At 49.3% G+C, this 21060-nt stretch carries 19 protein-coding genes; 1 reads left to right on the forward strand and 18 read right to left on the reverse strand.

Annotation, left to right across the window (positions count from 1 at the left end; all coding sequences use genetic code 11):
• Nucleotides 1-145 precede the first annotated feature (145 nt).
• The 5 genes from rpoZ to RBB45_RS11680 all read right to left on the reverse strand — a co-directional run bounded on the left by rpoZ (nt 146) and on the right by RBB45_RS11680 (nt 5076).
• Nucleotides 146-367 (reverse strand): DNA-directed RNA polymerase subunit omega, encoded by a 222-nt coding sequence (rpoZ, locus tag RBB45_RS11660; RefSeq protein ID WP_022543704.1) that lies wholly within the window; start codon nt 365-367, stop codon nt 146-148.
• 4 nt (nt 368-371) lie between these two features.
• The gene (gene gmk, locus RBB45_RS11665; RefSeq protein ID WP_009795971.1) at nt 372-986 is read right to left on the reverse strand and encodes a guanylate kinase; all 615 of its coding nucleotides are present in this window, start codon (nt 984-986) and stop codon (nt 372-374) included.
• 10 nt (nt 987-996) lie between these two features.
• Nucleotides 997-1260: an extracellular matrix/biofilm regulator RemA gene (remA, locus tag RBB45_RS11670; RefSeq protein WP_009795972.1), complete on the reverse strand. Its 264-nt coding sequence runs from the start codon at nt 1258-1260 to the stop codon at nt 997-999.
• A 57-nt stretch (nt 1261-1317) separates the two neighbouring features.
• Nucleotides 1318-2193 (reverse strand): YicC/YloC family endoribonuclease, encoded by an 876-nt coding sequence (locus tag RBB45_RS11675; RefSeq protein WP_224950196.1) that lies wholly within the window; start codon nt 2191-2193, stop codon nt 1318-1320.
• Nucleotides 2194-2397: 204 nt separating this feature from the next.
• Nucleotides 2398-5076, reverse strand: coding sequence for a calcium-translocating P-type ATPase, SERCA-type (locus RBB45_RS11680; protein WP_224950194.1), 2679 nt, complete (start codon nt 5074-5076; stop codon nt 2398-2400).
• A gap of 329 nt (nt 5077-5405) precedes the next feature.
• On the opposite strand from RBB45_RS11680, the gene RBB45_RS11685 reads away from it, so the two are divergent.
• Nucleotides 5406-7118, forward strand: coding sequence for an Rqc2 family fibronectin-binding protein (locus RBB45_RS11685; protein WP_148950241.1), 1713 nt, complete (start codon nt 5406-5408; stop codon nt 7116-7118).
• A 75-nt stretch (nt 7119-7193) separates the two neighbouring features.
• Here RBB45_RS11685 and pyrE read toward each other — a convergent pair whose 3' ends face one another.
• From pyrE to RBB45_RS11750, 13 genes are all read right to left on the reverse strand, one after another.
• A complete protein-coding gene (gene pyrE, locus RBB45_RS11690; RefSeq protein ID WP_094767494.1) occupies nt 7194-7829 on the reverse strand; it encodes an orotate phosphoribosyltransferase in 636 nt (211 codons plus the stop codon).
• Nucleotides 7826-8542, reverse strand: coding sequence for an orotidine-5'-phosphate decarboxylase (gene pyrF / locus RBB45_RS11695; RefSeq protein ID WP_129611798.1), 717 nt, complete (start codon nt 8540-8542; stop codon nt 7826-7828). The genes pyrE and pyrF overlap by 4 nt, the downstream gene beginning before the upstream one ends.
• Entirely contained in the window at nt 8514-9455 is a 942-nt protein-coding gene (locus RBB45_RS11700; protein WP_148950240.1) for a dihydroorotate dehydrogenase, read from the reverse strand. The genes pyrF and RBB45_RS11700 overlap by 29 nt, the downstream gene beginning before the upstream one ends.
• A complete protein-coding gene (locus RBB45_RS11705; protein ID WP_009795980.1) occupies nt 9452-10231 on the reverse strand; it encodes a dihydroorotate dehydrogenase electron transfer subunit in 780 nt (259 codons plus the stop codon). Before RBB45_RS11705 ends, RBB45_RS11700 begins: the two co-directional genes overlap by 4 nt.
• A complete protein-coding gene (gene carB / locus RBB45_RS11710; RefSeq protein ID WP_224950193.1) occupies nt 10228-13440 on the reverse strand; it encodes a carbamoyl-phosphate synthase large subunit in 3213 nt (1070 codons plus the stop codon). Before carB ends, RBB45_RS11705 begins: the two co-directional genes overlap by 4 nt.
• A complete protein-coding gene (locus RBB45_RS11715) occupies nt 13419-14525 on the reverse strand; it encodes a carbamoyl phosphate synthase small subunit (RefSeq protein WP_009795982.1) in 1107 nt (368 codons plus the stop codon). The genes carB and RBB45_RS11715 overlap by 22 nt, the downstream gene beginning before the upstream one ends.
• Nucleotides 14522-15808, reverse strand: coding sequence for a dihydroorotase (locus tag RBB45_RS11720; protein WP_148950238.1), 1287 nt, complete (start codon nt 15806-15808; stop codon nt 14522-14524). Before RBB45_RS11720 ends, RBB45_RS11715 begins: the two co-directional genes overlap by 4 nt.
• Complete coding sequence (locus RBB45_RS11725; RefSeq protein WP_035403541.1) at nt 15771-16709, reverse strand: aspartate carbamoyltransferase catalytic subunit; 939 nt, start codon at nt 16707-16709, stop codon at nt 15771-15773. The genes RBB45_RS11720 and RBB45_RS11725 overlap by 38 nt, the downstream gene beginning before the upstream one ends.
• Before the next feature lie 175 nt (nt 16710-16884).
• Nucleotides 16885-18189 (reverse strand): solute carrier family 23 protein, encoded by a 1305-nt coding sequence (locus RBB45_RS11730; RefSeq protein WP_035403544.1) that lies wholly within the window; start codon nt 18187-18189, stop codon nt 16885-16887.
• A 143-nt stretch (nt 18190-18332) separates the two neighbouring features.
• The gene (pyrR, locus tag RBB45_RS11735; protein WP_009795986.1) at nt 18333-18875 is read right to left on the reverse strand and encodes a bifunctional pyr operon transcriptional regulator/uracil phosphoribosyltransferase PyrR; all 543 of its coding nucleotides are present in this window, start codon (nt 18873-18875) and stop codon (nt 18333-18335) included.
• A gap of 216 nt (nt 18876-19091) precedes the next feature.
• Complete coding sequence (locus RBB45_RS11740) at nt 19092-19997, reverse strand: RluA family pseudouridine synthase (RefSeq protein WP_009795987.1); 906 nt, start codon at nt 19995-19997, stop codon at nt 19092-19094.
• A complete protein-coding gene (gene lspA, locus RBB45_RS11745; protein WP_022543702.1) occupies nt 19972-20460 on the reverse strand; it encodes a signal peptidase II in 489 nt (162 codons plus the stop codon). Before lspA ends, RBB45_RS11740 begins: the two co-directional genes overlap by 26 nt.
• A gap of 99 nt (nt 20461-20559) precedes the next feature.
• Entirely contained in the window at nt 20560-20901 is a 342-nt protein-coding gene (locus RBB45_RS11750) for a hypothetical protein (protein WP_022543701.1), read from the reverse strand.
• Between the last annotated feature and the right edge of the window lie 159 nt (nt 20902-21060).

Genomic DNA, 21060 nt, shown 5'->3' on the forward strand with positions numbered 1-21060 from the left:
GACTCGAGGGGCTAGCGCCTGGAGCTGGACAAATCGAAATGCGGAAGCGGCTTGCTCAGAGCCGACAAGCATCAAGCGCCGGGTCCAGCATGCTCAGGCAGCAAAAAAAATAACAACCCCGCATGCCAGGTTGTTATTTTAACGTTTATTCCAGCTCTTCACCCTGTGGAACTTCTCCTAATCTGTAGTGAAGCTCGTCGGCATGAATTTCTTCAAGCGCCTTGCCGACATTTTTGTGTGACACATATTTGTCCAGCTGAGGCTTCGCATCAATCTGAAGCTTGCGGGCACGTTTCGCCGCCACAGATACAAGGGAATATTTAGAGTCAATTTTAGTCATTAAAGAGTCAATAGAAGGATACAGCATAAGTTCATTCAACCTCCAGCATTTTTTTATAGCGCGGCTCGACCCGTTCCCTGCGGCAATGTTCAGCCACAACAATGGATTTGATCCTTTCGCTTGCGAGTTCCACCTGGTCATTCTCTACTACATAATCATACAGATTCATCATTTCAATTTCTTCCTTGGCCGCAGTCAGACGATTCTTGATAACATCCTCTGTCTCAGTTCCCCTTGTCGTTATCCGGTTTTTCAGCTCTGTAAGGCTTGGCGGCATAAGGAAAATGAACAGGCCGTCAGGGAATTTTTCACGGACCTGCCGTGCGCCCTGGACTTCGATCTCAAGGAATACATCTCTTCCTTTATCCAGTGTCTCCCTTACATAATCAACAGGAGTACCATAATAGTTGCCGACGAACTCGGCATATTCAAGGAGCTTTTCCTGTTTGATCAGCTCTTCAAACTCTTCCCTTTTTGAAAAAAAGTAATCGACTCCGTGAACCTCGCCATCACGCGGAAGCCTGGTAGTCATTGAAATCGAATACTCAAAAGAAGTATCCGGCTGTGAAAAAATCTGTTTTCGTACAGTTCCTTTACCTACCCCTGAAGGACCAGAAAGAACGATTAGTAAACCCTTTTCCTGCATTTATTAGATCCTACCCTTCATCAATAATTTCATCACGGTCATTTAATCGGTGGGCGACCGTCTCCGGCTGGACAGCAGACAAAATAACATGGTCGCTGTCCATCACAATGACAGCCCTTGTCCGCCTGCCATATGTCGCATCTATAAGAGAGCCCCGGTCCCGGGCATCCTGGATAATCCTTTTGATCGGTGCTGATTCAGGGCTTACGATCGAAATAATCCGGTTTGCTGACACGATATTGCCAAACCCGATATTAATCAGTTTAATCGGCATGGTGGTCCTCCAATCGTCAGTTACTTATTTTGGCCGTTATTGAAGTCTTTTAAACGTTTATTCTATATTCTGGACCTGCTCTTTCATCTTTTCCAGAAGGCTTTTCATCTCAACCACTTCCCTGGCAATCGAGGAATCATTAGCCTTAGATCCAATCGTGTTGGCTTCCCTGTTCATTTCCTGGAGAAGGAAGTCAAGCTTCCTGCCGACAGGCTCTTCCAGCAGAAGGGTGCTTTCAAACTGGCCGATATGGCTGTCAAGCCTCGTTATTTCCTCATTTATATCGGCTTTATCAGAGAACACAGCCACCTCGGCCAGGATGCGGTTTTGGTCAATCTGCTCGCCAAGGAACTCTGTCATCTTCTTCTCAAGACGGTCGCCATATTGCTTGATAACCAGCGGGGCAAGGTTCTTAAGCTGCGCAAGGCAGGCCTGCAGCTTATCCAGCTGGACCCGGATATCTTTTTCCAGCTCTGCTCCTTCAGCTTTCCGCATGGAAACCAGCCGCTCTGCAGCTTCCTCGACCGCCTCAATGACAATCGCTTCAAGCTCTCCATCCGCTGCATCCTCTTCCTGGATGGAGAGCATATCCTCGCGGCTGACCAGATCTGTGATTGACGGACCATCGCTCAAATGATATCTTTCTTTGATTTGCATTATGTATTGATAATATTCATCCAGGAGGTCCCAGTCAACATTAACTTTCCGGCTGACGGCCCCTTCCCCTTCTATGCTGGCAAATAATTCGACTCTGCCCCGCTTAATCCTGGAGGCCAGAACCTTCTTTATTTTATCCTCAAGCCTGATCATCTGCCTTGGCATCCGGAGCTGGTGCTCGGAAAACCGGTGGTTCACTGTTTTCAGTTCGATGTTGACCGAGAAGCCATCAGTGCTTTTATTGCTCCGGCCGTAGCCGGTCATACTTGAAACCACAAAATCACATCCATTCTTTTTTCGGGGCCATTCCCGGCAGACAGCAACTTTCTTCCCTGTCTCCAAAAGCTGGAGCTGCTATGAGGCTTTCAAATCTTGCTCAAGATTTATGTATGCTGAGCAGCAAGCAAAGCTTGCCGGCGTTTCAAGACAAAAGAAAAGGTAATAGAGGCTTCTCTACTACCTTTAGGATTATACCATAATTTATTTTGTTTTTCTTAACAAAAACGTTCCGGCAAGCAAAAAAGTTGGAACGGAAGCAAGTGCTGTGATCATAAACCAGTCTCCAGGCTGTATAGCCATCGTGTGGAAGATTGGCTGCAGCGGCGGATAGTATATGACGATAATCATCAGCAGAAGAGAAGAAATCACGGCCCATACAAGATATTTATTGCCGAACGGATTCCTGGCCAGAACTGACTTTTCGCTCCGGCAATCAAACACATGGATGAGCTGGGCAAGGACAAGGGTAGCAAATGCCACTGTCTGGGCATATCCCAGCTGATCCGGATTATTCTTGTATGCAAGCATGAATGCTGCCAGTGTTACAATTCCGATCAAAAAGCCCCGGGAAACCACCTTCCAGCCGAGCCCTCTTGCAAAAACGCCTTCCTTCGGACTCCGCGGCTTCCTTTTCATCACGTCATCCTCCGGCTGATCAAGTCCGAGAGCCATTGCCGGGAGCCCGTCTGTAACCAGATTGACCCAGAGAATCTGGATAGGAACCAGCGGCAGCGGCAATGCAAGGAGCATTGCAAAGAGCATCACTAGAATTTCACCCACGTTGGAGGCAAGGAGATATCTGATGAACTTGCGGATATTTTCATAGATATTCCGTCCTTCTTTGATCGCTGCCTTGATCGTGGCGAAGTTATCGTCCAGAAGAACAAGAGCGGAAGCTTCCTTCGCCACATCTGTTCCTGTAATGCCCATAGCCACTCCAATGTCAGCAGCTTTGATGGCAGGCGCGTCATTGACCCCGTCGCCTGTCATTGCAACTATATGTCCTTTGTTTTGCAGGGCTTTGACAATTTTAAGCTTATGCTCCGGTGACACCCTTGCAAAGACGGAAACCTCATCAACCACATCCTCCAGCTGGCCAACGGACATCTCGGAGAGCGCTTTCCCGTCAAGCACCTTGCTGCTGCCTGTCAGGATGCCAAGCTGTTTGGCAATCGCCTTGGCAGTGATAACATGGTCTCCCGTAATCATCACGGTTTTAATGCCTGCTTCCCTGCACTCCTTCACCGCTGTCCGTACTTCAGGGCGGGGAGGATCTATCATGCCCTGGAGCCCGATCAGCGTAAGGTTTTTCTCTGCTTCTTTCTCATCAAGGACCACCTGGTTTGCCGGGAGCTCCCTGAAGCCGATGGCAATGGTCCGCAGCGCCTGGGAAGCAAGTCCATCAATCGCTTCCTGGACCTCTTTTTTCATTTCCCCCGTCATCATCTGGCGCTTGTCGTTCCAAAGAATAGAATCGCTGATTCCCGCCAAAACATCCGGTGCACCCTTTGTAACAATGAACTGCCTGCCGTTTCTGTCTTTGACAATGATGCTCATCATTTTCCTGGCCGAATCAAAAGGAAACTCATTGAGGACCTGGTACTGGTCCATCAGGCTTTCCCTCCTGTAGCCAGCCTTCATAGCCGCTACCAGGAGAGCTCCTTCTGTGGGATCTCCATCAATGCTGTATTCCCCTTTTTTCTCTGTAAGCTCTGCATGGTTGCAAAGCAGCCCGAACATCAGCATCTGCTGGAGTGACTTCTGGGCTTTAACATCCACCCGCTTATCATCACTATAAAAGGTTCCGGAAGGCTCGTAGCCGATGCCGTCCACCGTCCACTGTTTCCCTCCGCTCCAGAGATGGGTGACCGTCATTTGGTTCTGTGTCATCGTTCCGGTTTTGTCAGAACAAATGACAGAAGCGCATCCAAGCGTTTCTACAGCCGGGAGCTTCCTGACGATGGCCTTTTTCTTGATCATCCGCTGGACGCCGAGCGATAAGGCAACCGTTACAATGGCTGGCAGCCCTTCTGGAATGGCTGCTACTGCAAGGGAAACGCCTGCGAGGAACATCGTGTACAGTTCGTGGCCCTGGATGACGCCGACCAGGACGACCAGAACTGTCAAAAGGAGAGCTGCCGTAATCAGAATTTTACCAAGCTGCTCAAGCCTGCGCTGAAGGGGTGTTTCCATCGTTTCAGCATTCTGAAGCAGATCGGCTATCTGGCCCATAGCTGTCTTCATGCCAGTAGCGACAACGACCCCAACACCGCTGCCCCTGGTAATCATCGTACCCATAAAGGCCATATTCTCCATATCGCCAAGCCCCGGATTATCTGCTTTTAAAGATGCAGTCGTCTTTTGGACAGGAACCGACTCACCCGTCAAAGCAGACTCTTCAATTTCAAGGCTCTTGGATTCAATCAGCCTGATGTCTGCACCAATCCGGTCTCCGCTCGAGAACTTGAGCAGGTCACCTGGGACTACATCCTTGGAGGGAACTCTGACCCACTTCCCGCTGCGGAGGACCTGTACCTGCGGAGCGGACAATTCCTTTAGAGCAGAGAGCGATTTCTCTGCTTTCCTTTCCTGGAAAAAGCCTAACAAACCATTAATGATGACAATCGCAATGATGGCAATCGCATCAATATATTCTCCCAACAGCCCTGAAACAAGAGTGGCCGCAAGCAGGACCAGCACCATAAAATCTTTGAACTGGCTGAAAAACAGCAGCAGTGCCGACTGCTTTTCCCCTTCTGAAAGTTCATTGAAGCCATGCTGGTTCCTCCGTTTTTTCACATCATCATCGGTCAGCCCAGCCGAAAAATCCGTATTTAATGCTTCTTCCACTTCTCTTTCATTCATCTCATGGAACTTCATCCGGCCATCACTCTTCCTCCTTTAAAATTCTATGGGAGCCTGCCACCTTGAAGCAGGCCATGACAGAAATCCTGCTCGATCTGAATGAATTCCCCCGTCTTCCAGCCCTGCGGCAGATTCTGGCACAAAGCTGTCCCACTCCGCTCTAAGAAATCTTATTCAGACCTGTCCAAAAAAATGCCAGAAGCCAGGGGAAGAATGAGCAATCCTGCAGGATTTTTGCTAAAATAAGATATTAGAAACAAAAAAGCGCTGCATATAACAGCCGCTGAAAATACTCACCCGGATTGGGATCATCCCCAGCCGGACAAAAGAAAAGGATGTTCCTTATGTCATTTGATGGATTGTTTACAAGAGCCATGGCACATGAGCTCTCAGATACATTGCAGGGCGGGCGGATCAATAAAATCCACCAGCCGTTCAAAAACGAAATTGTACTCGTCATCAGGGCGAATGGAAAAAACCACAAGCTGCTGCTTTCCGCCCATCCAAGCTATGCGCGGGCGCAGCTGACCCATGAGGCGTACGAAAACCCAAGTGAGCCCCCTATGTTCTGCATGCTCCTCCGGAAGCATCTGGAAGGCTACATACTGGAAGATATCCGCCAGGTTGGCCTGGACAGGATTCTCATCCTTGATGTTAAAGGGAGGAATGAGATTGGCGATATCTCATACAAACAGCTGATTGTGGAAATCATGGGGCGCCACAGCAACATCGTACTTGTAGATAAAGGCCGCAATATGATCCTTGACAGCATCAAGCATGTATCATATGCCCTGAACAGCCACAGGGCCATCCTGCCCGGCCAGGAATATGTAAACCCGCCGGAACAGAATAAAATCAACCCGCTGGGGCTTGAGGAAGAGGATATACTCAGAAGGCTTGATTTTAATGCCGGGAAAATGGATAAGCAGCTTGTGGAACAATTTGCGGGCATTTCGCCTCTTTTCGCGAAAGAAGCTGTCAAACGTGCAGGAATGAGCAACCGCCATACAATTCCCAAGGCATTTTTGGATTTGCTGGGACCAGTTAAAAATCATGAGTATACTCCAGCCATTACGGCAGGACAGAAGGAGAATTTTTACCTGTTCCCTCTTGAGCATACAGGAGGCAGCAGCCGGACTTTCGAAACCTTAAGCGGGATGCTGGACCGGTTTTATTTCGGGAAGGCCGAAAGGGACCGGGTCAAGCAGCAGGGAAATGACCTTGAGCGCTTTATTATCAATGAGAAAGAGAAAAACGAGAAAAAGATCGAGAAGCTTGAAAAAACGCTGGAGGAAGCCAGGAATGCCGATCAGTACCAGCTGTCCGGCGAACTGCTCACGGCTAATCTGTATATGGCTGAAAAAGGCATGAAGGAAATCGAGGTCATCAACTATTATGATGAAAACGGCGCGACGATGGTCATCCCGCTCGATCCGCAAAAAACTCCTTCAGAGAATGCGCAGAAATATTTCACCAAATATCAGAAAGCTAAAACAGCCGCCGGCATTGTTAAAGAGCAGATCGAAAAGGCAAAGGAAGAGGCCGCATACTTTGAGTCCCTTTTGCAGCAGGTTGAAGCGGCTTCCACTAAAGATATCGAGGAAATAAGAGAAGAGCTGGCAGAGGGCGGCTATATCCGCATCCGCCAGAAAAAGCAAAATAAAAAATCAGCCAATGTGAAGCCAGTCCTGGACAGATATACAGCAACAGACGGTACAGAAATTTATGTCGGCAAGAACAACAAGCAAAATGACTATCTGACCAATAAGCTTGCTGCCAGAGATGAAATCTGGCTTCATACAAAGGATATCCCCGGCTCTCATGTCGTCATCAGGGATAAAACACCTTCAGATGAAACGATACTTGAAGCCGCAAAGCTTGCTGCCTATTTCAGCAAGGCCCGCAGCTCCGGCTCGGTGCCTGTTGACTATACCCAGGTGCGCCATGTCAAAAAGCCAAGCGGTGCAAAACCGGGGTTTGTCATCTATGACAATCAGCAGACTGTTTATGTTACGCCGGACGAAGAAACAGTTTTGACACTAAAAAAATCACAATAAAAAAGAGAAGCAGAGTCCGCAGATTCTGCTTCCTTTTTTATTTCAAGATAAGAAATCTTACTTTAAGTACTTCAATTATTGTCTGGCAGCAGCGCCCCATTCGGCTGGATTCTCTCTCCATTCCGAAAGGGCATCCATTTCGCCAGTTGTGATATGGCCCTTCTCTCTTGCTGTCTCCGCAAGCTCTGTGAAGGTGGCCAGGGAATATGACTGTATCCCTGCTTCAGCAAGCTTCTGATCGCCCTGCTTCAGCTCATATGTAAAAATGGATACAGCCCCAAGCACTTCACAGCCTGCTTCACGAAGAGCATCAACAGCTGTGATGACGCTGCCTCCAGTTGAAATAAGATCTTCGACCACAACTACTTTCTGCCCTTTTTCCGCTCTTCCTTCAATCTGCTTTCCTTTTCCATGCTCTTTCGCTTTTGAACGGACATAGCACATCGGCAATTCCAGCAAATCGCTTGCCCAGGCGGCATGAGGAATGCCTGCAGTCGCAGTTCCGGCAATAACTTCAGCGTCAGGGAAATGCTCTTCTATAAGCACTTTAAGCCCTGCGGCTATTTCCCTGCGCACCTCCGGGTAGGACATTGTCAGGCGGTTATCACAGTAGATGGGAGACAGCAGCCCCGATGACCAGGTGAAAGGATTGGAAGGCTGCAGAGTAACCGCTCCAATTTCCAGCAATCTTTCAGCAATTGTTTTATTCATGACAAAACGCCCTCCCATTGATTTTTAAATGACAGATAAGCTTCATACGGATCAGCAGCTTTTGTGATGGAACGGCCTACCACTATGGCCGAGACTCCTTCCTGCCTTGCAAATCCCGGTGTGCTGATCCTCTTTTGATCACCTGCCGCCTCTTCTGCCAGACGGATGCCTGGCGTCACTGTCAGGAATCCTTCCCCAAAACGGCTGTTCAGCAGCTTTGCTTCATGCGGGGAGCAGACGACGCCATCAAGCCCTGACTGTCTGGCAAGCCCTGCATAATGAATAACAGAATCATTCAGTGCAACAGGGATCAGCTGCTCTGCCCGCATCTGTTCCTCTGATGTGCTGGTGAGCTGTGTCACCGCAATGCACAGAGGCCTTTTTTTTCCGGCTGCTGTCCCTTCATCCAGCCCTTCAAGGGCGGCTTTCATCATTTCGCTGCCGCCGGCTGCATGGACATTCACCAGATCGCATCCAAGACCGGCAATCCTTCGCATGGCACTGCCGACTGTATTAGGAATATCATGGAGCTTTAAATCCAGGAATACTTCATGCCCGGCCGCCTTCAGTTCCCGGACCATGTCAGGTCCCTCCTGGTAAAAAAGCTCCATGCCCACTTTGACAAATAATTTTTCTTCCGGAAATTTCCCGAGGAAGGATAAGACTTCTTCCTTTTCAGCAAAATCAAGTGCGATGATAAGCGGATTCTTCATGCTTGCCCCAGCTCCTTCCCGTACATTCGCTAATATGCTCAAAACCAAGCTTCTCCAGCAATTCTGGGAGCTTATCTATTATGTTTGGACAGACAAAAGGATCGACGAAATTGGCTGTTCCGACCGCAACAGCTGAAGCCCCTGCATAAAAGAACTCAATCACATCCTCCGCTGTTTCCACTCCGCCCATTCCGATGATGGGCAGATCCACCTGCTGGCTCACTTCATAGATCATCCTTAACGCCACAGGCTTTATCGATGGTCCGGAAAGGCCTCCCGTCCGGTTGGCAAGGATTGGTCGGCCTGTGTTCAGATCCATCCTCATGCCAAGAAGTGTATTAATCATAGTAAGACCGTCTGCACCGCCTTCTTCAACGGCTTTAGCCATTTCTACAATATTGGTGACATTCGGGGACAGTTTTACATAAACAGGCACTGCAGATGCAGCCTTTACTTTCTTTGTCAGGCTCTTTGCGATTTCGGGGATGGTCCCGAAAGCTATGCCGCCCGTCTTGACGTTCGGGCAGGATATGTTCAGCTCCAAAGCCTTTACATTGGATGCCTTTGATAACTCTCTGGCCACTTCTATATAATCTTCTTCCGTGCTGCCTGCTATATTGGCGATAATAGGAACATCATATTGCTCCAGTCTCGGAAGCTCTTCCATAAGCACATGATCAAGCCCCGGATTTTGCAGGCCGATTGCATTCAGCATCCCAGCTGGTGTTTCAGCGACCCTAGGAGTCGGATTCCCGAATCTCGGCTCAAGAGTGGTCGCTTTTATCATAATGGCTCCCAGCAGGCTCAAATCATACAGCCCGCTGTATTCCTTTCCGAAGCCGAAGCAGCCGGAGGCAGGCATGATCGGATTTTTAAGGGTTAATCCTGGCAGCTCCACATTCAGCATACTCATAGTACAACCTCCCCTGCCCTGAACACAGGCCCGTCAGTGCAGACTTTTTTATAGCTGAAGCCCTCCGGGTCATCCGCCGTATGGCAGACACAGGCAAAGCATGCACCCAGGCCGCATCCCATCCGCTCTTCCAGCGATAAAAATACCTTTTTGTCCAGGTAGGCATTTTCCAGTGCCCTGAGCATTGGTGTCGGCCCGCAGGCATATATTACATCAAATACAAGCGATTCCCGGCTGATAATATCTGTCACAAAGCCCCTGGATCCGTATGTTCCATCCGCCGTTGCAATAAATGTTTCTCCCAGCACTGAAAATTCCCTTTCATAAAACACTTGTTCAGCCGATTGAAATCCAAGCACATGTACTGTCTTGACACCTCTCGCTTTTAATCTTTTGGACAATTCATATAGGGGCGGCACACCAATTCCCCCGCCTATAAGGAGGGCTGTCTGGCCTGGCAGGGCTTCATTGTCAGGAAAGCCATTGCCCAGCGGACCAAGGACATCGACCTTTTCGCCTGACTGCTTTGAAGCCAGCAGAATAGTGCCCCTGCCTCCTGCCCTGTAGATCATCGTAAAGGTCTGGCGGCTTTTATTGATTTCCGCAATCGAAATCGGCCTTCTTAAAAGCGGGTCATATCCGTTTGATACTTTTAAATGGACGAACTGTCCCGCAGTCTCCATCTCATTGACAAGCTCACCTTTTAAGGTGAGCTCATAAATGTCTTTAGCAATTTCCTGATGTGAAACGATCGTACAGAGTTCCTTCCTGATCATAGAAGGACCGCCTTCTTCTCATGGCTGCCCGGCATCATGGCCTCTGCTGAGAAGTTCATGGATTCAATTACCTGGAGAATCGCTTCAGCTGTGTCCAGGGATGTCAGGCATGCGACCCCGTTTTCCACTGATTCCCTGCGGATCCGGAAGCCGTCGCGCGCCGGCTGCTTTCCTTTTGTCAGCGTATTGATGACCAGCTGTGCCTCTCCATTGCGGATGACATCCAGCAGGTCCGGGCCTTCTGCCCCGATTTTGCCGACCACTTTCACTGGAATGCCTGCTGCAGAGAAATAGCCTGCCGTACCGCTTGTGGCCATTACCTGATAGCCGATTTCTGCAAACCTCCTGGCAAGTGCGAGCGCTTCTTCTTTATCTTTGTCGGCCACTGTCATCAGGACATTTCCGTAACTGCTGATTTTCATACCTGATGCGACAAGGCCTTTATATAAGGCTTTTTCAAGGGTATGATCTTTCCCCATGACTTCACCTGTCGACTTCATCTCAGGGCCGAGCGTGATGTCTACCCGCCTTAGCTTAGCAAAGGAAAACACCGGCACCTTTACATACACGCCCTGCTTTTCAGGTACAAGGCCTGACTCATACCCCTGGCTTTCAAGCGACTGCCCAAGGATTACCTTTGTTGCAATATTAGCCATCGGGACATTGGTTATTTTAGACAGGAATGGAACTGTCCGGCTGGACCGCGGGTTCACTTCCAGGACAAATACCTCTCCTTTTGCCACTACATACTGGATATTCAGGAGACCGATGATGCCGAGGCCCTTTGCCAGCTTTTCCGTATATTCGGCCAGTTTCGCTTTCACTTCATCAGTCAGTTTTTGAGGCGGGTATACGGCGATGGAGTCGCCCGAGTGGACGCCTGCCCGTTCGATATGCTCCATGATGCCTGGAATGACGACTCTATCTCCGTCAGAAATTGCATCAACTTCGATTTCCTTGCCTGTCAGGTAGCGGTCGATCAGAACAGGATGTTCCGGATTCACACGTACCGCATTTTTCATATAATGAAGCAGCTCTTCTTCTTTATAGACAATCTCCATTGCCCTGCCCCCAAGGACATATGAAGGGCGGACAAGGACAGGGTAGCCGATTTCAGCAGCAATAACGGCCGCATCTTCTGCAGAGAAAGCTGTCTTTCCCTGCGGCTGGGGAATGCCCAGGTCTGTCAGCGCCATTTCAAATTTGTCCCTGTCCTCAGCACGGTCAAGGTTTTCAAGTGATGTCCCGAGGATTTTCACTCCTCGTTTCACAAGTTCTGCCGCAAGATTGATCGCTGTCTGGCCCCCGAATTGGACCACTGCCCCCTCGGGTTTTTCCAGATCGATGATATGCATAACATCCTCAATCGTCAGCGGTTCAAAATAAAGCTTATCGGAAATGCTGAAGTCTGTAGACACAGTTTCCGGATTATTGTTGATGATGATTGCTTCATAGCCGGCTTCTTTAATTGCCCATACAGAGTGTACGGTTGCATAGTCGAACTCAATTCCCTGACCAATGCGGATCGGCCCGGACCCAAGCACGACGATGCTTTTCCTGTCTGTAACGATAGACTCGTTTTCTTCTTCATAGGTTCCGTAATAATAAGGTGTTTCTGATTCGAACTCCGCCGCACAGGTATCAACCATCTTATATACCGGTACAATGCCGTTTTTCTTCCTCCAGCTGTAGACCTCCTGCTCTGAGGCATCCCACAGCCCCGCAATCACGAGGTCAGAAAAGCCCATTTCCTTTGCTTTTTTCGCAGTCTCCTGGTCAAACCTTTTGCCAGAGAGTGTCTTCTCAAATGCCACGATTTTGTTCATTTTATAAAGGAAGAATAAGTCGATCTCGCTCCACTCATGGATGGTTTCGATCGTTACTCCCCGCCTCAGCGCTTCAGAGATGTAGAACAGCCTCTCATCTCCTGCTTTGCGGATACGCTTTTCCATAAGAGCATCATCGATTTCCTCAGGATTATTCAAAGCAAAATGGTATACATTGGCTTCCAGCGACCTGATGGCCTTAAGCAGTGACTCTTCAAAAGTCCGCCCGATGGCCATTACCTCACCTGTTGCTTTCATCTGTGTACCGAGCGAGCGGTTGGCTGACTCAAATTTATCAAAAGGCCAGCGCGGGATCTTGGTGACAATATAGTCAAGGGCAGGCTCAAAGCACGCATACGTTTTTCCGGTGACCGGGTTCATCATCTCATCAAGCGTCAGGCCAACGGCAATCTTCGCCGCCAGTTTGGCAATCGGATAGCCTGTTGCTTTTGAAGCCAGCGCAGAAGAGCGGCTGACACGAGGATTCACTTCAATGATGTAATAGTCGAAGCTGTATGGATCCAGCGCGAGCTGAACATTGCAGCCTCCCTCGATTTCCAGGGCACGGATGATTTTCAGCGATACATTGCGGAGCAGCTGGTATTCACGGTCGCTTAAGGTCTGGCTCGGCGCGACAACGATAGAATCTCCTGTATGTACCCCTACCGGATCGATGTTCTCCATATTGCAGACAACGATCGCATTATCGTTCGAGTCTCTCATAACCTCGTATTCTATTTCTTTGAAGCCAGCTATGCTCTTCTCGAGCAGGCACTGGGTGACAGGGCTGTTCTTCAGGCCGCTCGCCGTGATTTCCAGCAGTTCTTCCTCATCATGGCAGATGCCGCCCCCTGTTCCGCCGAGCGTGAAAGCAGGACGGACAATCACCGGATAGCCGATCTGCTCTGCAAATGCAAGGGCCTCATCGATATTATGGATGATTTCACTTTCAGGGACCGGCTCACCCAATTCATTCATTAAGCTTCTGAACAGATCGCGGTCTTCCGCCTTTTCAATGGCCGACAGCTTTGTGCCGAGCACTTCCACACCGCACTCTTCAAGCACGCCTGCTTTAGACAGCTCGACTGCCAGGTTCAGGCCGGTCTGTCCCCCCAGGGTCGGAACGATCGCATCCGGGCGCTCTTTGCGGATGATCCTGCTGACAAACTCAAGTGTCAGGGGTTCAATATAGACGGCGTCGGCAATCTCTGTATCTGTCATGATGGTCGCCGGATTCGAGTTGACAAGGATGACCCTGTATCCTTCTTCTTTCAGCGCTATGCAGGCCTGTGTCCCGGCATAGTCGAATTCTGCCGCCTGCCCGATGACAATGGGCCCCGACCCGATCACTAGAATGCTTTTTATATCTGTACGCTTTGGCATGCTGCAGCACCTTCCCGTTTCTCAGATTCGATCATTTGCATAAATTGTTCAAAAAGATTATTGGCATCTTCCGGCCCCGGAGAGGCTTCAGGATGATATTGGACTGTAAAAGCAGGTACATTCTTATGTTTCAGCCCTTCGACTGTCCCGTCATTAAGCGCAATATGCGTCACTTCAAGCGGTGTACCGTAAATAGAATCTTCGTTGACAGAGTATCCATGATTTTGTGAAGTCAGCGCCACTTTCCCTGTTTTAAGTTCTTTGACAGGATGATTGGACCCCCTGTGGCCGAATTTCAGTTTCTCAGTATCAGCGCCGCAAGCAAGGGCAAACAGCTGGTGGCCGAGGCAGATTCCAAACAATGGGACCTTCCCGAGCAGCCCCTGTATCATCGGTATGGCTTCCACTACATCTTTCGGGTCCCCAGGCCCATTTGAAAGCATAACCCCGTCAGGGCTCAGGCTGAGGATCTCTTCGCTTGTTGTATGGTATGGCACCACGATCACATCACAGCCGCGCTTGTTCAGCTCCCTGAGAATTCCATGCTTCATGCCGTAATCCACAAGTACGACCCTGCGCCCGCGGCCCGGGGAAGGATAGGCTGTCTTCGTTGATACTCTTTTCACCTGGTCATGCGGAAGGACAGCAGATTTCAGTTTTTCAATCACTTCGGAAGGATCCTGTTCAATCGGGCATATGCTCCCTTTTAAAGTTCCATGCTTCCGGATGATTCTTGTCAGTTTCCTAGTGTCGATCCCCGCTATTCCAGGAATGCCTTTCGCTTCAAGATAAGCGCCTAAAGAATGCTCGTTCCTCCAGTTAGAAGGGTATTCAGCCGCTTCTTTAACAACAAATCCGTGAATCGCCGGCAGAATGCTCTCAAAATCATCCCTGTTGATGCCATAATTCCCGATTAGAGGGTAAGTCAGCACCACGATCTGGCTGCAGTATGAAGGGTCAGAGAGGATTTCCTGATATCCGGTCATCCCTGTGTTGAATACGACTTCTCCGAAAGCTGCAGAATCGCTCCCAAAACCTTCCCCGATAAAAATGGTTCCGTCTTCCAAAATCAGCTGTTTTTTCATGCGTTGACACTCTCCTTCGCCCATACCGTTTTTCCGCCCGCTATTGTCATGACCGGCCAACCTTTGCAGTTCCAGCCTGAGAATGGGGTGTTTTTCCCTTTTGAAACAAATTCCTGCGGATCAATGTTCTGCCCATGATCCAGATTAACCAGCACCAGGTCGGCAGGGGAACCTTCCTCCAGCTTTCCATATGGCAGGCCGAAAGCTTCTGAAGGCTTGATTGTCATGAAATCAACCAGCTGTTTTAAAGTAAGGGTCCCCTTTAGCACCAGATGTGTGTAGAGAAGCGGAAAGGCTGTTTCAAGCCCTGTGATCCCAAATGGGGCCAGCTCCATTCCCTCCTCTTTTTCTTCCGAGGTATGCGGGGCGTGATCGGTTGCGATAAAATCAATCGTACCGTCCAAAAGCCCCTCTATCAGTGCCTCACGGTCACTGGCGCTCCTTAGCGGCGGATTCATTTTGAAATTTGCGTCAAGGCCCGGAATATCATCTTCGCATAAGAGCAGATGATGCGGCGTAACCTCAGCAGTTACCTTGATCCCTGCCCTTTTGCTGTCTCTGACAACCCTGACAGACTCTTTAGTAGAGATGTGGCACACATGATAGTGGCAGCCAGCCGCTTCAGCCAGGAGCACATCTCTTGCAATATGTACAGATTCGCATACAGATGGGATCCCATTGATTGCATGCTTCCTTGAAAATTCCCCTTCATGGACAGAGCCTTTATTGATCAGCGTATTTTCTTCGCAGTGCGCAACGACAGGCATGCTGACAGCAGCAGCTTTTTTCATCGCAGAAAGCATCATCCCGGCTGACTGCACTCCCACGCCGTCATCAGTAAAAGCAAAGGCGCCGGCCTGCTTCAGCCCTTCAAAATCGGTCAGCTCACTGCCAAGCTGCCTGACGGTGATCGAAGCATAAGGAAGGACCCGCACATGAGCCGTTTCCGCAATCCTTCTGTTCAGCCATTCCAGCTGCTCCACCGTGTCAGGCACCGGCCTGGTGTTCGGCATTGGGGCAATCGTTGTAAAGCCTCCGCGTGCTGCAGCCAGGGTCCCCGTTTCAATCGTTTCTTTCTTTTCTCCCCCCGGTTCCCGCAGGTGTACATGAAGATCGACCAAGCCCGGGACTGCCAGCAGCCCTCCTGCATCTATCACTTCAGCATCTGTACCTTCAAATTCAACCCCGATCTTCGCAATTTTTCCGCCCTCGATCAGGATATCCTTCTGTACCAGCTCTCCGTTTTCAGTAAGCAATCTGCCATTTTTGATCAGCTTTTTCATGATTACCTCTCCCCTCTTTATGTTCAAGTGCCCTTTTCAGCACTGCCATGCGGACAAATACACCATTTTCCATTTGTTTGAAAATTCTTGACCTGCTGCATTCCACCAGGCTGTCAGCTATTTCAACCCCTCTGTTGACCGGGGCAGGATGCATGATGATGCTTCCCTGCTTCATCCGCCTTTCGCGCTTTTCTGTCAGTCCGTATTTTTCGTGGTACTCGGCAGCAGACATCCCTGTGCTTTCCTGATGCCTCTCATGCTGTATTCTCAGGAGCATGACCACATCCGCAGTCGCAGCCGCTTCATCGATTTCTTCAAAGCTTCCAGAATGGCGGAAGGAAGGGTCGAACCATTCTTCCGGCCCTGAGAATACAACCTCTGCCCCAAGCCTTGCCAGTGCTTCAGCATTGGACCTTGCCACCCTGCTGTGAAGGATGTCGCCGATGATGGCCACCTTCAAGCCGGCAAAGCGGCGGAACTCCTGCCGGATCGTCAGCAGATCCAGCAGCGACTGGGTTGGATGGTGCCCGCAGCCGTCACCTGCATTCAGGACCGGGATGCCTATCTTACCGGAAAGTGCGCTGAAGTAATCTTCCTCCTGATGGCGGATGACCACCGCATCGACACCAATGGACTCGAGTGTCCTCACCGTGTCATAAAGCGATTCGCCCTTCTGGACGCTTGAAGTCCCTGCTTCAAATGGGATGACATCAAGTCCAAGCCTCCTCTCAGCAACTTCAAAGCTGCACTTGGTCCTTGTGCTTGCCTCAAAGAAGAGATTGGCAACGAAGGACTGTGAAGACGGCCTCCACACTGCGCCTTCAGCAAACTCCTGCGCCTGTTTCAGAATCTCCCCGATTTCCATTAAGCTCAATTCATTCATCGTGAGCAGATCTTTCATCTTTGCTTCCTCCTTAACGGAGGCGGGCAAGGCTGTAAAAAAAGCACCCTGAACCTGGTTCAGGGTGCTGAAAAGTCAACATGCCATACTGCACGGGAAAAAGCAGCCGAGCTTCCTCCCGCAGCACATCAACACCCTTGCAAGCCTCTCTGGACTTCTTTAAAAAGTGTCTTTCTTATGCAACATTACTTTTTTTTTCGGTTTCCGCTTCAAACATATCTTCTTCAATCTGAGGTTTGCCTGGCAGGATCAGGTTGAGCACCACACCGCAGATTGCCGCGAGCGCCATACCTTCCAGATTTAATCCGCCCAGAGTTACATGGGCTCCGCCGATCCCGATGACCAGGATGACAGACGAGATGACCAGATTCCGTTTGTCTCCAAAGTCCACCTTGCTGTCAACCAGCATTCTCAGTCCGGACGAGGCGATGATGCCGAACAGCAGGATGGAAACCCCGCCCATCACAGGTGTCGGGATTGAAGCGATCAGCGCAGTGATCTTGCCGATGAAGCCAAACACTGTCGCAACTACTGCGGCACCGGCCAGCACATATACACTGTAGACCCTTGTGATCGCAAGGACGCCGATATTTTCGCCGTAAGTTGTTTTAGGCGGTCCGCCGATCAGCGCGGAAATGATGGTTGCCATCCCGTCCCCGAGAATCGACCTGTGAAGTCCCGGGTTTTTAATATAATCCCTGCCTACAACTTTGCTGAGAACAAGCTGGTGGCCTATATGCTCTGATAAAGTGACGACTGCTACAGGCACCATCAGCAATGCGATCTTCAATGATGACAGATCAACTTTATAATCTGCAAATGGAATGAGGAAATTTGGTGCTTCAAACCACTTTGCTTCGAGAACCGGAGTGAAATCTACAAGACCCGCAAATACGGAGTATATATACCCGATGATGATCCCGCCAAGAATCGGGATCATGCTCAGCATCCCTTTAAAGTAGATGGAGAAAACAATCGTGGCCGCCAATGTGACGAGGCCGGCGGAAAAGTACAGGAAGCTGTATTCCCCGTCTGCATTGTTCATTGCCATTCCTACCGCTGTGCCTGCAAGACCAAGTCCGATGACAATGATGACCGGGCCGACCACAACAGGCGGAAGCAGCTTCATGATCCAGCGATAACCTGCTTTTTTAATGATGAGCGCCACGATGCCGTATACCAGGCCGGCCATAAAGCTGCCGATCATGGCTGCGCCCGGCCCGCCTGCGGTCTTCGCTGCGATGATCGGTGCGATGAAGGCAAAGGATGAGCCAAGATATGCCGGAACCTGCCATTTTGTGATGATCAGAAAAGCAATGGTTCCAAGTCCGCTCGAAATGAGTGCAATGGCCGGATCAAGTCCGACGAGGTAAGGAACAAGAATGGTTGCGCCGAACATGGCGAATAAATGCTGGATGCTTAAGGTAATCCATTGAAATGGCTTTGGTACTTCGTTTACGTCTAATAATGGTTTATTCATGGCTTTGTCTCCTTTGTATTCGTCTTTTCCCCGCAAAAAAACCCTCTTGCTTTTTCGCACAGAGGGCATAGGAGCACAGCTGAAAAGACACCAGCCATGTTCCCCTTTGCCAGCCTCTCTGGACTGCGTTAAAAGGGGGATGTTCAGTTTTCAAAGATGCTTACTTGATCGGTTTCATCTACTTCCTTCAGTTCAACGACTATTTTTTCCGAGCTGGAAGTCGGTATGTTTTTGCCTACATAATCTGCCCGGATCGGGAGCTCTCTATGGCCCCTGTCCACCAGGACTGCCAGCTGAATCGCAGCCGGTCTGCCGATGTCTACCAGGGCATCGAGGCCCGCTCTGACTGTCCTGCCTGTATACAGTACATCGTCGATGAGGATGACTTTTTGATTGGTGATATCCTGCGGAATGTCGCTGCCTTTGACCAGCGGCTGATCGTCATCCGTTTTCTTTGTCAGATCATCACGGTACAGCGTAATATCCAGCTCCCCGACAGGGATCCTTTTACCCTCGATCTGTTCAATCCTGTCAGCCAGGCGATTTGCCAAGTAGATGCCTCGGGTCCTGATCCCTACAAGCACACATTCATCTATCCCTTTGTTCTTCTCAATGATTTCATGGGCGATCCTGGTCAATGCCCTCCTGATTGCCTGTTCATCTAATACCACTGCTTTTTGTGTCATGTTATCACCCTCCAGCATCAGGCTGCACGATTCTTGTATAAAAAAACCTCCCGCCTGCACGACGAGAGGTTTGGCTGCACTTTTAGTGCAGGAAGGGGAATCCCTTCCGTATCCGATACCTTCTCAGTCTCACAGGACTGGTCTTAAAGGTCATATTCATTAAAGCTATAGTAAAATATTTTAGGACAGATGTCAACGATTATTATTTTTTAGATGCTACTTGCCCAGTTTTTCCAGGAGTTCCGAGAAGTATGCCGGAAGTGGAGCCTCAAATTCCATGTATTCCCCGGTTCTTGGATGCACAAAGCCCAGAACACCTGCATGCAGTGCCTGTCCGCCGATTTCAAGTGTCTTTCTTGGCCCGTACTTCGGGTCCCCTGCCAGCGGATAGCCGATATATTTCATATGAACGCGGATCTGGTGGGTCCTTCCTGTTTCAAGCTGGCATTCCACATGGGTAAAATCCTTGTAGCGGTGAATCACATGAAAATGCGTGACCGCATGCTTTCCGCCATCCACCACTGTCATGCTCTGCCTGTCTTTAGGATCCCTTCCAAGCGGAGCATCAACCGTTCCATAGTCATGAGGGATGGTTCCATGAACAATTGCCTGGTACTTCCTTGTCACGGTTTTTTCAACAAGCTGATTCACCAGGCTTTCATGGGCCATATCATTCTTGGCAACCATCAGCAGGCCTGATGTATCCTTATCGATGCGGTGAACGATTCCCGGGCGCAGGACGCCATTGATGCCGGAAAGGTCCTTGCAGTGTGCCATAAGGCCATTGACCAGCGTTCCTGATGCATGACCTGGCGCAGGATGGACGACCATTCCCTTAGGCTTATTAACGACAAGGACATCACCATCTTCATAATAGATATCAAGGTCCATCTCTTCCGGTAAGACATCAAGCTCTTCCGGTTCTGGGAATGATATTTCAATCTTATCATCAATGCTGCATTTATAATTCGTTTTAGTTCCCTGGCCGTTGACAAGGATATGGCCATCCTTGATCATTTGCTGCGCCTGTGATCTTGACAGCTCTTCGTTCAGCAGTGAAACAGCTTTATCAAGCCTTTCCCCTGCCACTTCTTCATTAATGATGTATTCCATTTTCTCCATTCGATTTCTCCTTCGCTTCCCGCTCTTCCCGGAGCATTTGTATCATCAGTATGATTACCCCGACAACCAATGATGAATCGGCCACATTAAAGACAGGAAAATCATATCCAAAGATATATGTGTTGACGAAATCAACCACTTCTTTGCGGAAAACCCTGTCGATAAAATTGCCGATCGCCCCTCCGAGCATTAATCCCAGTGCGATGCCAAGCAATCGCTTCCCTTTTGCTGCGGTCTTGATGTAATAGACAATACCTATGATGACGGCAACTGTAATAACATAGAAAAACCACATTTGCCCTTCAAGAATTCCCCATGCCGCCCCCCTGTTGCGGTGCGATGTGATATAAAGAAAATTCTCGATCACCGGGATGCTTTCACCAAGCTCCATATTTTTAACAATCAGCCATTTGGTCAGCTGATCCAGAGCAATAACAAATAAGGCAATTATGTAATAAAACACAAAGGCTACCTCCAATTTGAAGTCATTACCTTAGCATTTTAGCATAATCTCCATGAAAACGACACCTTTTATCCACTATGAAGGCTGCTGCTGACCGGTTCAGCCTCTCATAATCATCATCAAGAAAGAAGCGGTGTCTGCGGACGGTTCAAAAACTGATTCCATCGGCTTTCGGCAAAACGCCCCAAGCTTATCATAATCTGACAATGCTACCATAGTTGGGATGACTGACAGCAGATTTTCCGGTATCAATTCCCCGGATATTTCACATTTTCCGTATTCCCCTTTTTCCAATTTTCCGATGGCGCGGTTAATATCGGCCAACTCATCATATATTAATGGCTGGATAAGGGCTGAGCATCTTCCGCTTTCCAGCCTCTGAAGCAATTCCTCTTTAGTTGCACGGAGTTCTGAATAGAGCTTTTCAAATGAGCTGTCCATTGCCGCTTCCTCCGTTCTTCTTTGTTTAAAATTATTATCTCCGGCCTGGGCGCACAGAACCTGATAAACATTTAACAAAGAGCACAAAGTTTAGATAAGGTGGAAGGATTTATCGAAAAAAAAGGTAATCTTTCGGGGGTTAGGTGACAGGAAAAAAAT

The organism is Bacillus sp. MMSF_3328, assembly GCF_030733525.1.
In the GTDB taxonomy this organism is placed as follows: domain Bacteria; phylum Bacillota; class Bacilli; order Bacillales; family Cytobacillaceae; genus Bacillus_AB; species Bacillus_AB infantis.

What these genes read in the sequence shown, in the direction of transcription:
- rpoZ (WP_022543704.1), bottom strand. Translation starts at nt 367, where the DNA reads ATGCTGTATCCTTCTATTGACTCTTTAATGACTAAAATTGACTCTAAA.
- gmk (WP_009795971.1), bottom strand. Translation starts at nt 986, where the DNA reads ATGCAGGAAAAGGGTTTACTAATCGTTCTTTCTGGTCCTTCAGGGGTA.
- remA (WP_009795972.1), bottom strand. Translation starts at nt 1,260, where the DNA reads ATGCCGATTAAACTGATTAATATCGGGTTTGGCAATATCGTGTCAGCA.
- RBB45_RS11680 (WP_224950194.1), bottom strand. Translation starts at nt 5,076, where the DNA reads ATGAAGTTCCATGAGATGAATGAAAGAGAAGTGGAAGAAGCATTAAAT.
- RBB45_RS11685 (WP_148950241.1), top strand. Translation starts at nt 5,406, where the DNA reads ATGTCATTTGATGGATTGTTTACAAGAGCCATGGCACATGAGCTCTCA.
- pyrE (WP_094767494.1), bottom strand. Translation starts at nt 7,829, where the DNA reads ATGAATAAAACAATTGCTGAAAGATTGCTGGAAATTGGAGCGGTTACT.
- pyrF (WP_129611798.1), bottom strand. Translation starts at nt 8,542, where the DNA reads ATGAAGAATCCGCTTATCATCGCACTTGATTTTGCTGAAAAGGAAGAA.
- RBB45_RS11700 (WP_148950240.1), bottom strand. Translation starts at nt 9,455, where the DNA reads ATGAGTATGCTGAATGTGGAGCTGCCAGGATTAACCCTTAAAAATCCG.
- RBB45_RS11705 (WP_009795980.1), bottom strand. Translation starts at nt 10,231, where the DNA reads ATGATCAGGAAGGAACTCTGTACGATCGTTTCACATCAGGAAATTGCT.
- carB (WP_224950193.1), bottom strand. Translation starts at nt 13,440, where the DNA reads ATGCCAAAGCGTACAGATATAAAAAGCATTCTAGTGATCGGGTCGGGG.
- RBB45_RS11715 (WP_009795982.1), bottom strand. Translation starts at nt 14,525, where the DNA reads ATGAAAAAACAGCTGATTTTGGAAGACGGAACCATTTTTATCGGGGAA.
- RBB45_RS11720 (WP_148950238.1), bottom strand. Translation starts at nt 15,808, where the DNA reads ATGAAAAAGCTGATCAAAAATGGCAGATTGCTTACTGAAAACGGAGAG.
- RBB45_RS11725 (WP_035403541.1), bottom strand. Translation starts at nt 16,709, where the DNA reads ATGAAAGATCTGCTCACGATGAATGAATTGAGCTTAATGGAAATCGGG.
- RBB45_RS11730 (WP_035403544.1), bottom strand. Translation starts at nt 18,189, where the DNA reads ATGAATAAACCATTATTAGACGTAAACGAAGTACCAAAGCCATTTCAA.
- pyrR (WP_009795986.1), bottom strand. Translation starts at nt 18,875, where the DNA reads ATGACACAAAAAGCAGTGGTATTAGATGAACAGGCAATCAGGAGGGCA.
- RBB45_RS11740 (WP_009795987.1), bottom strand. Translation starts at nt 19,997, where the DNA reads ATGGAGAAAATGGAATACATCATTAATGAAGAAGTGGCAGGGGAAAGG.
- RBB45_RS11750 (WP_022543701.1), bottom strand. Translation starts at nt 20,901, where the DNA reads ATGGACAGCTCATTTGAAAAGCTCTATTCAGAACTCCGTGCAACTAAA.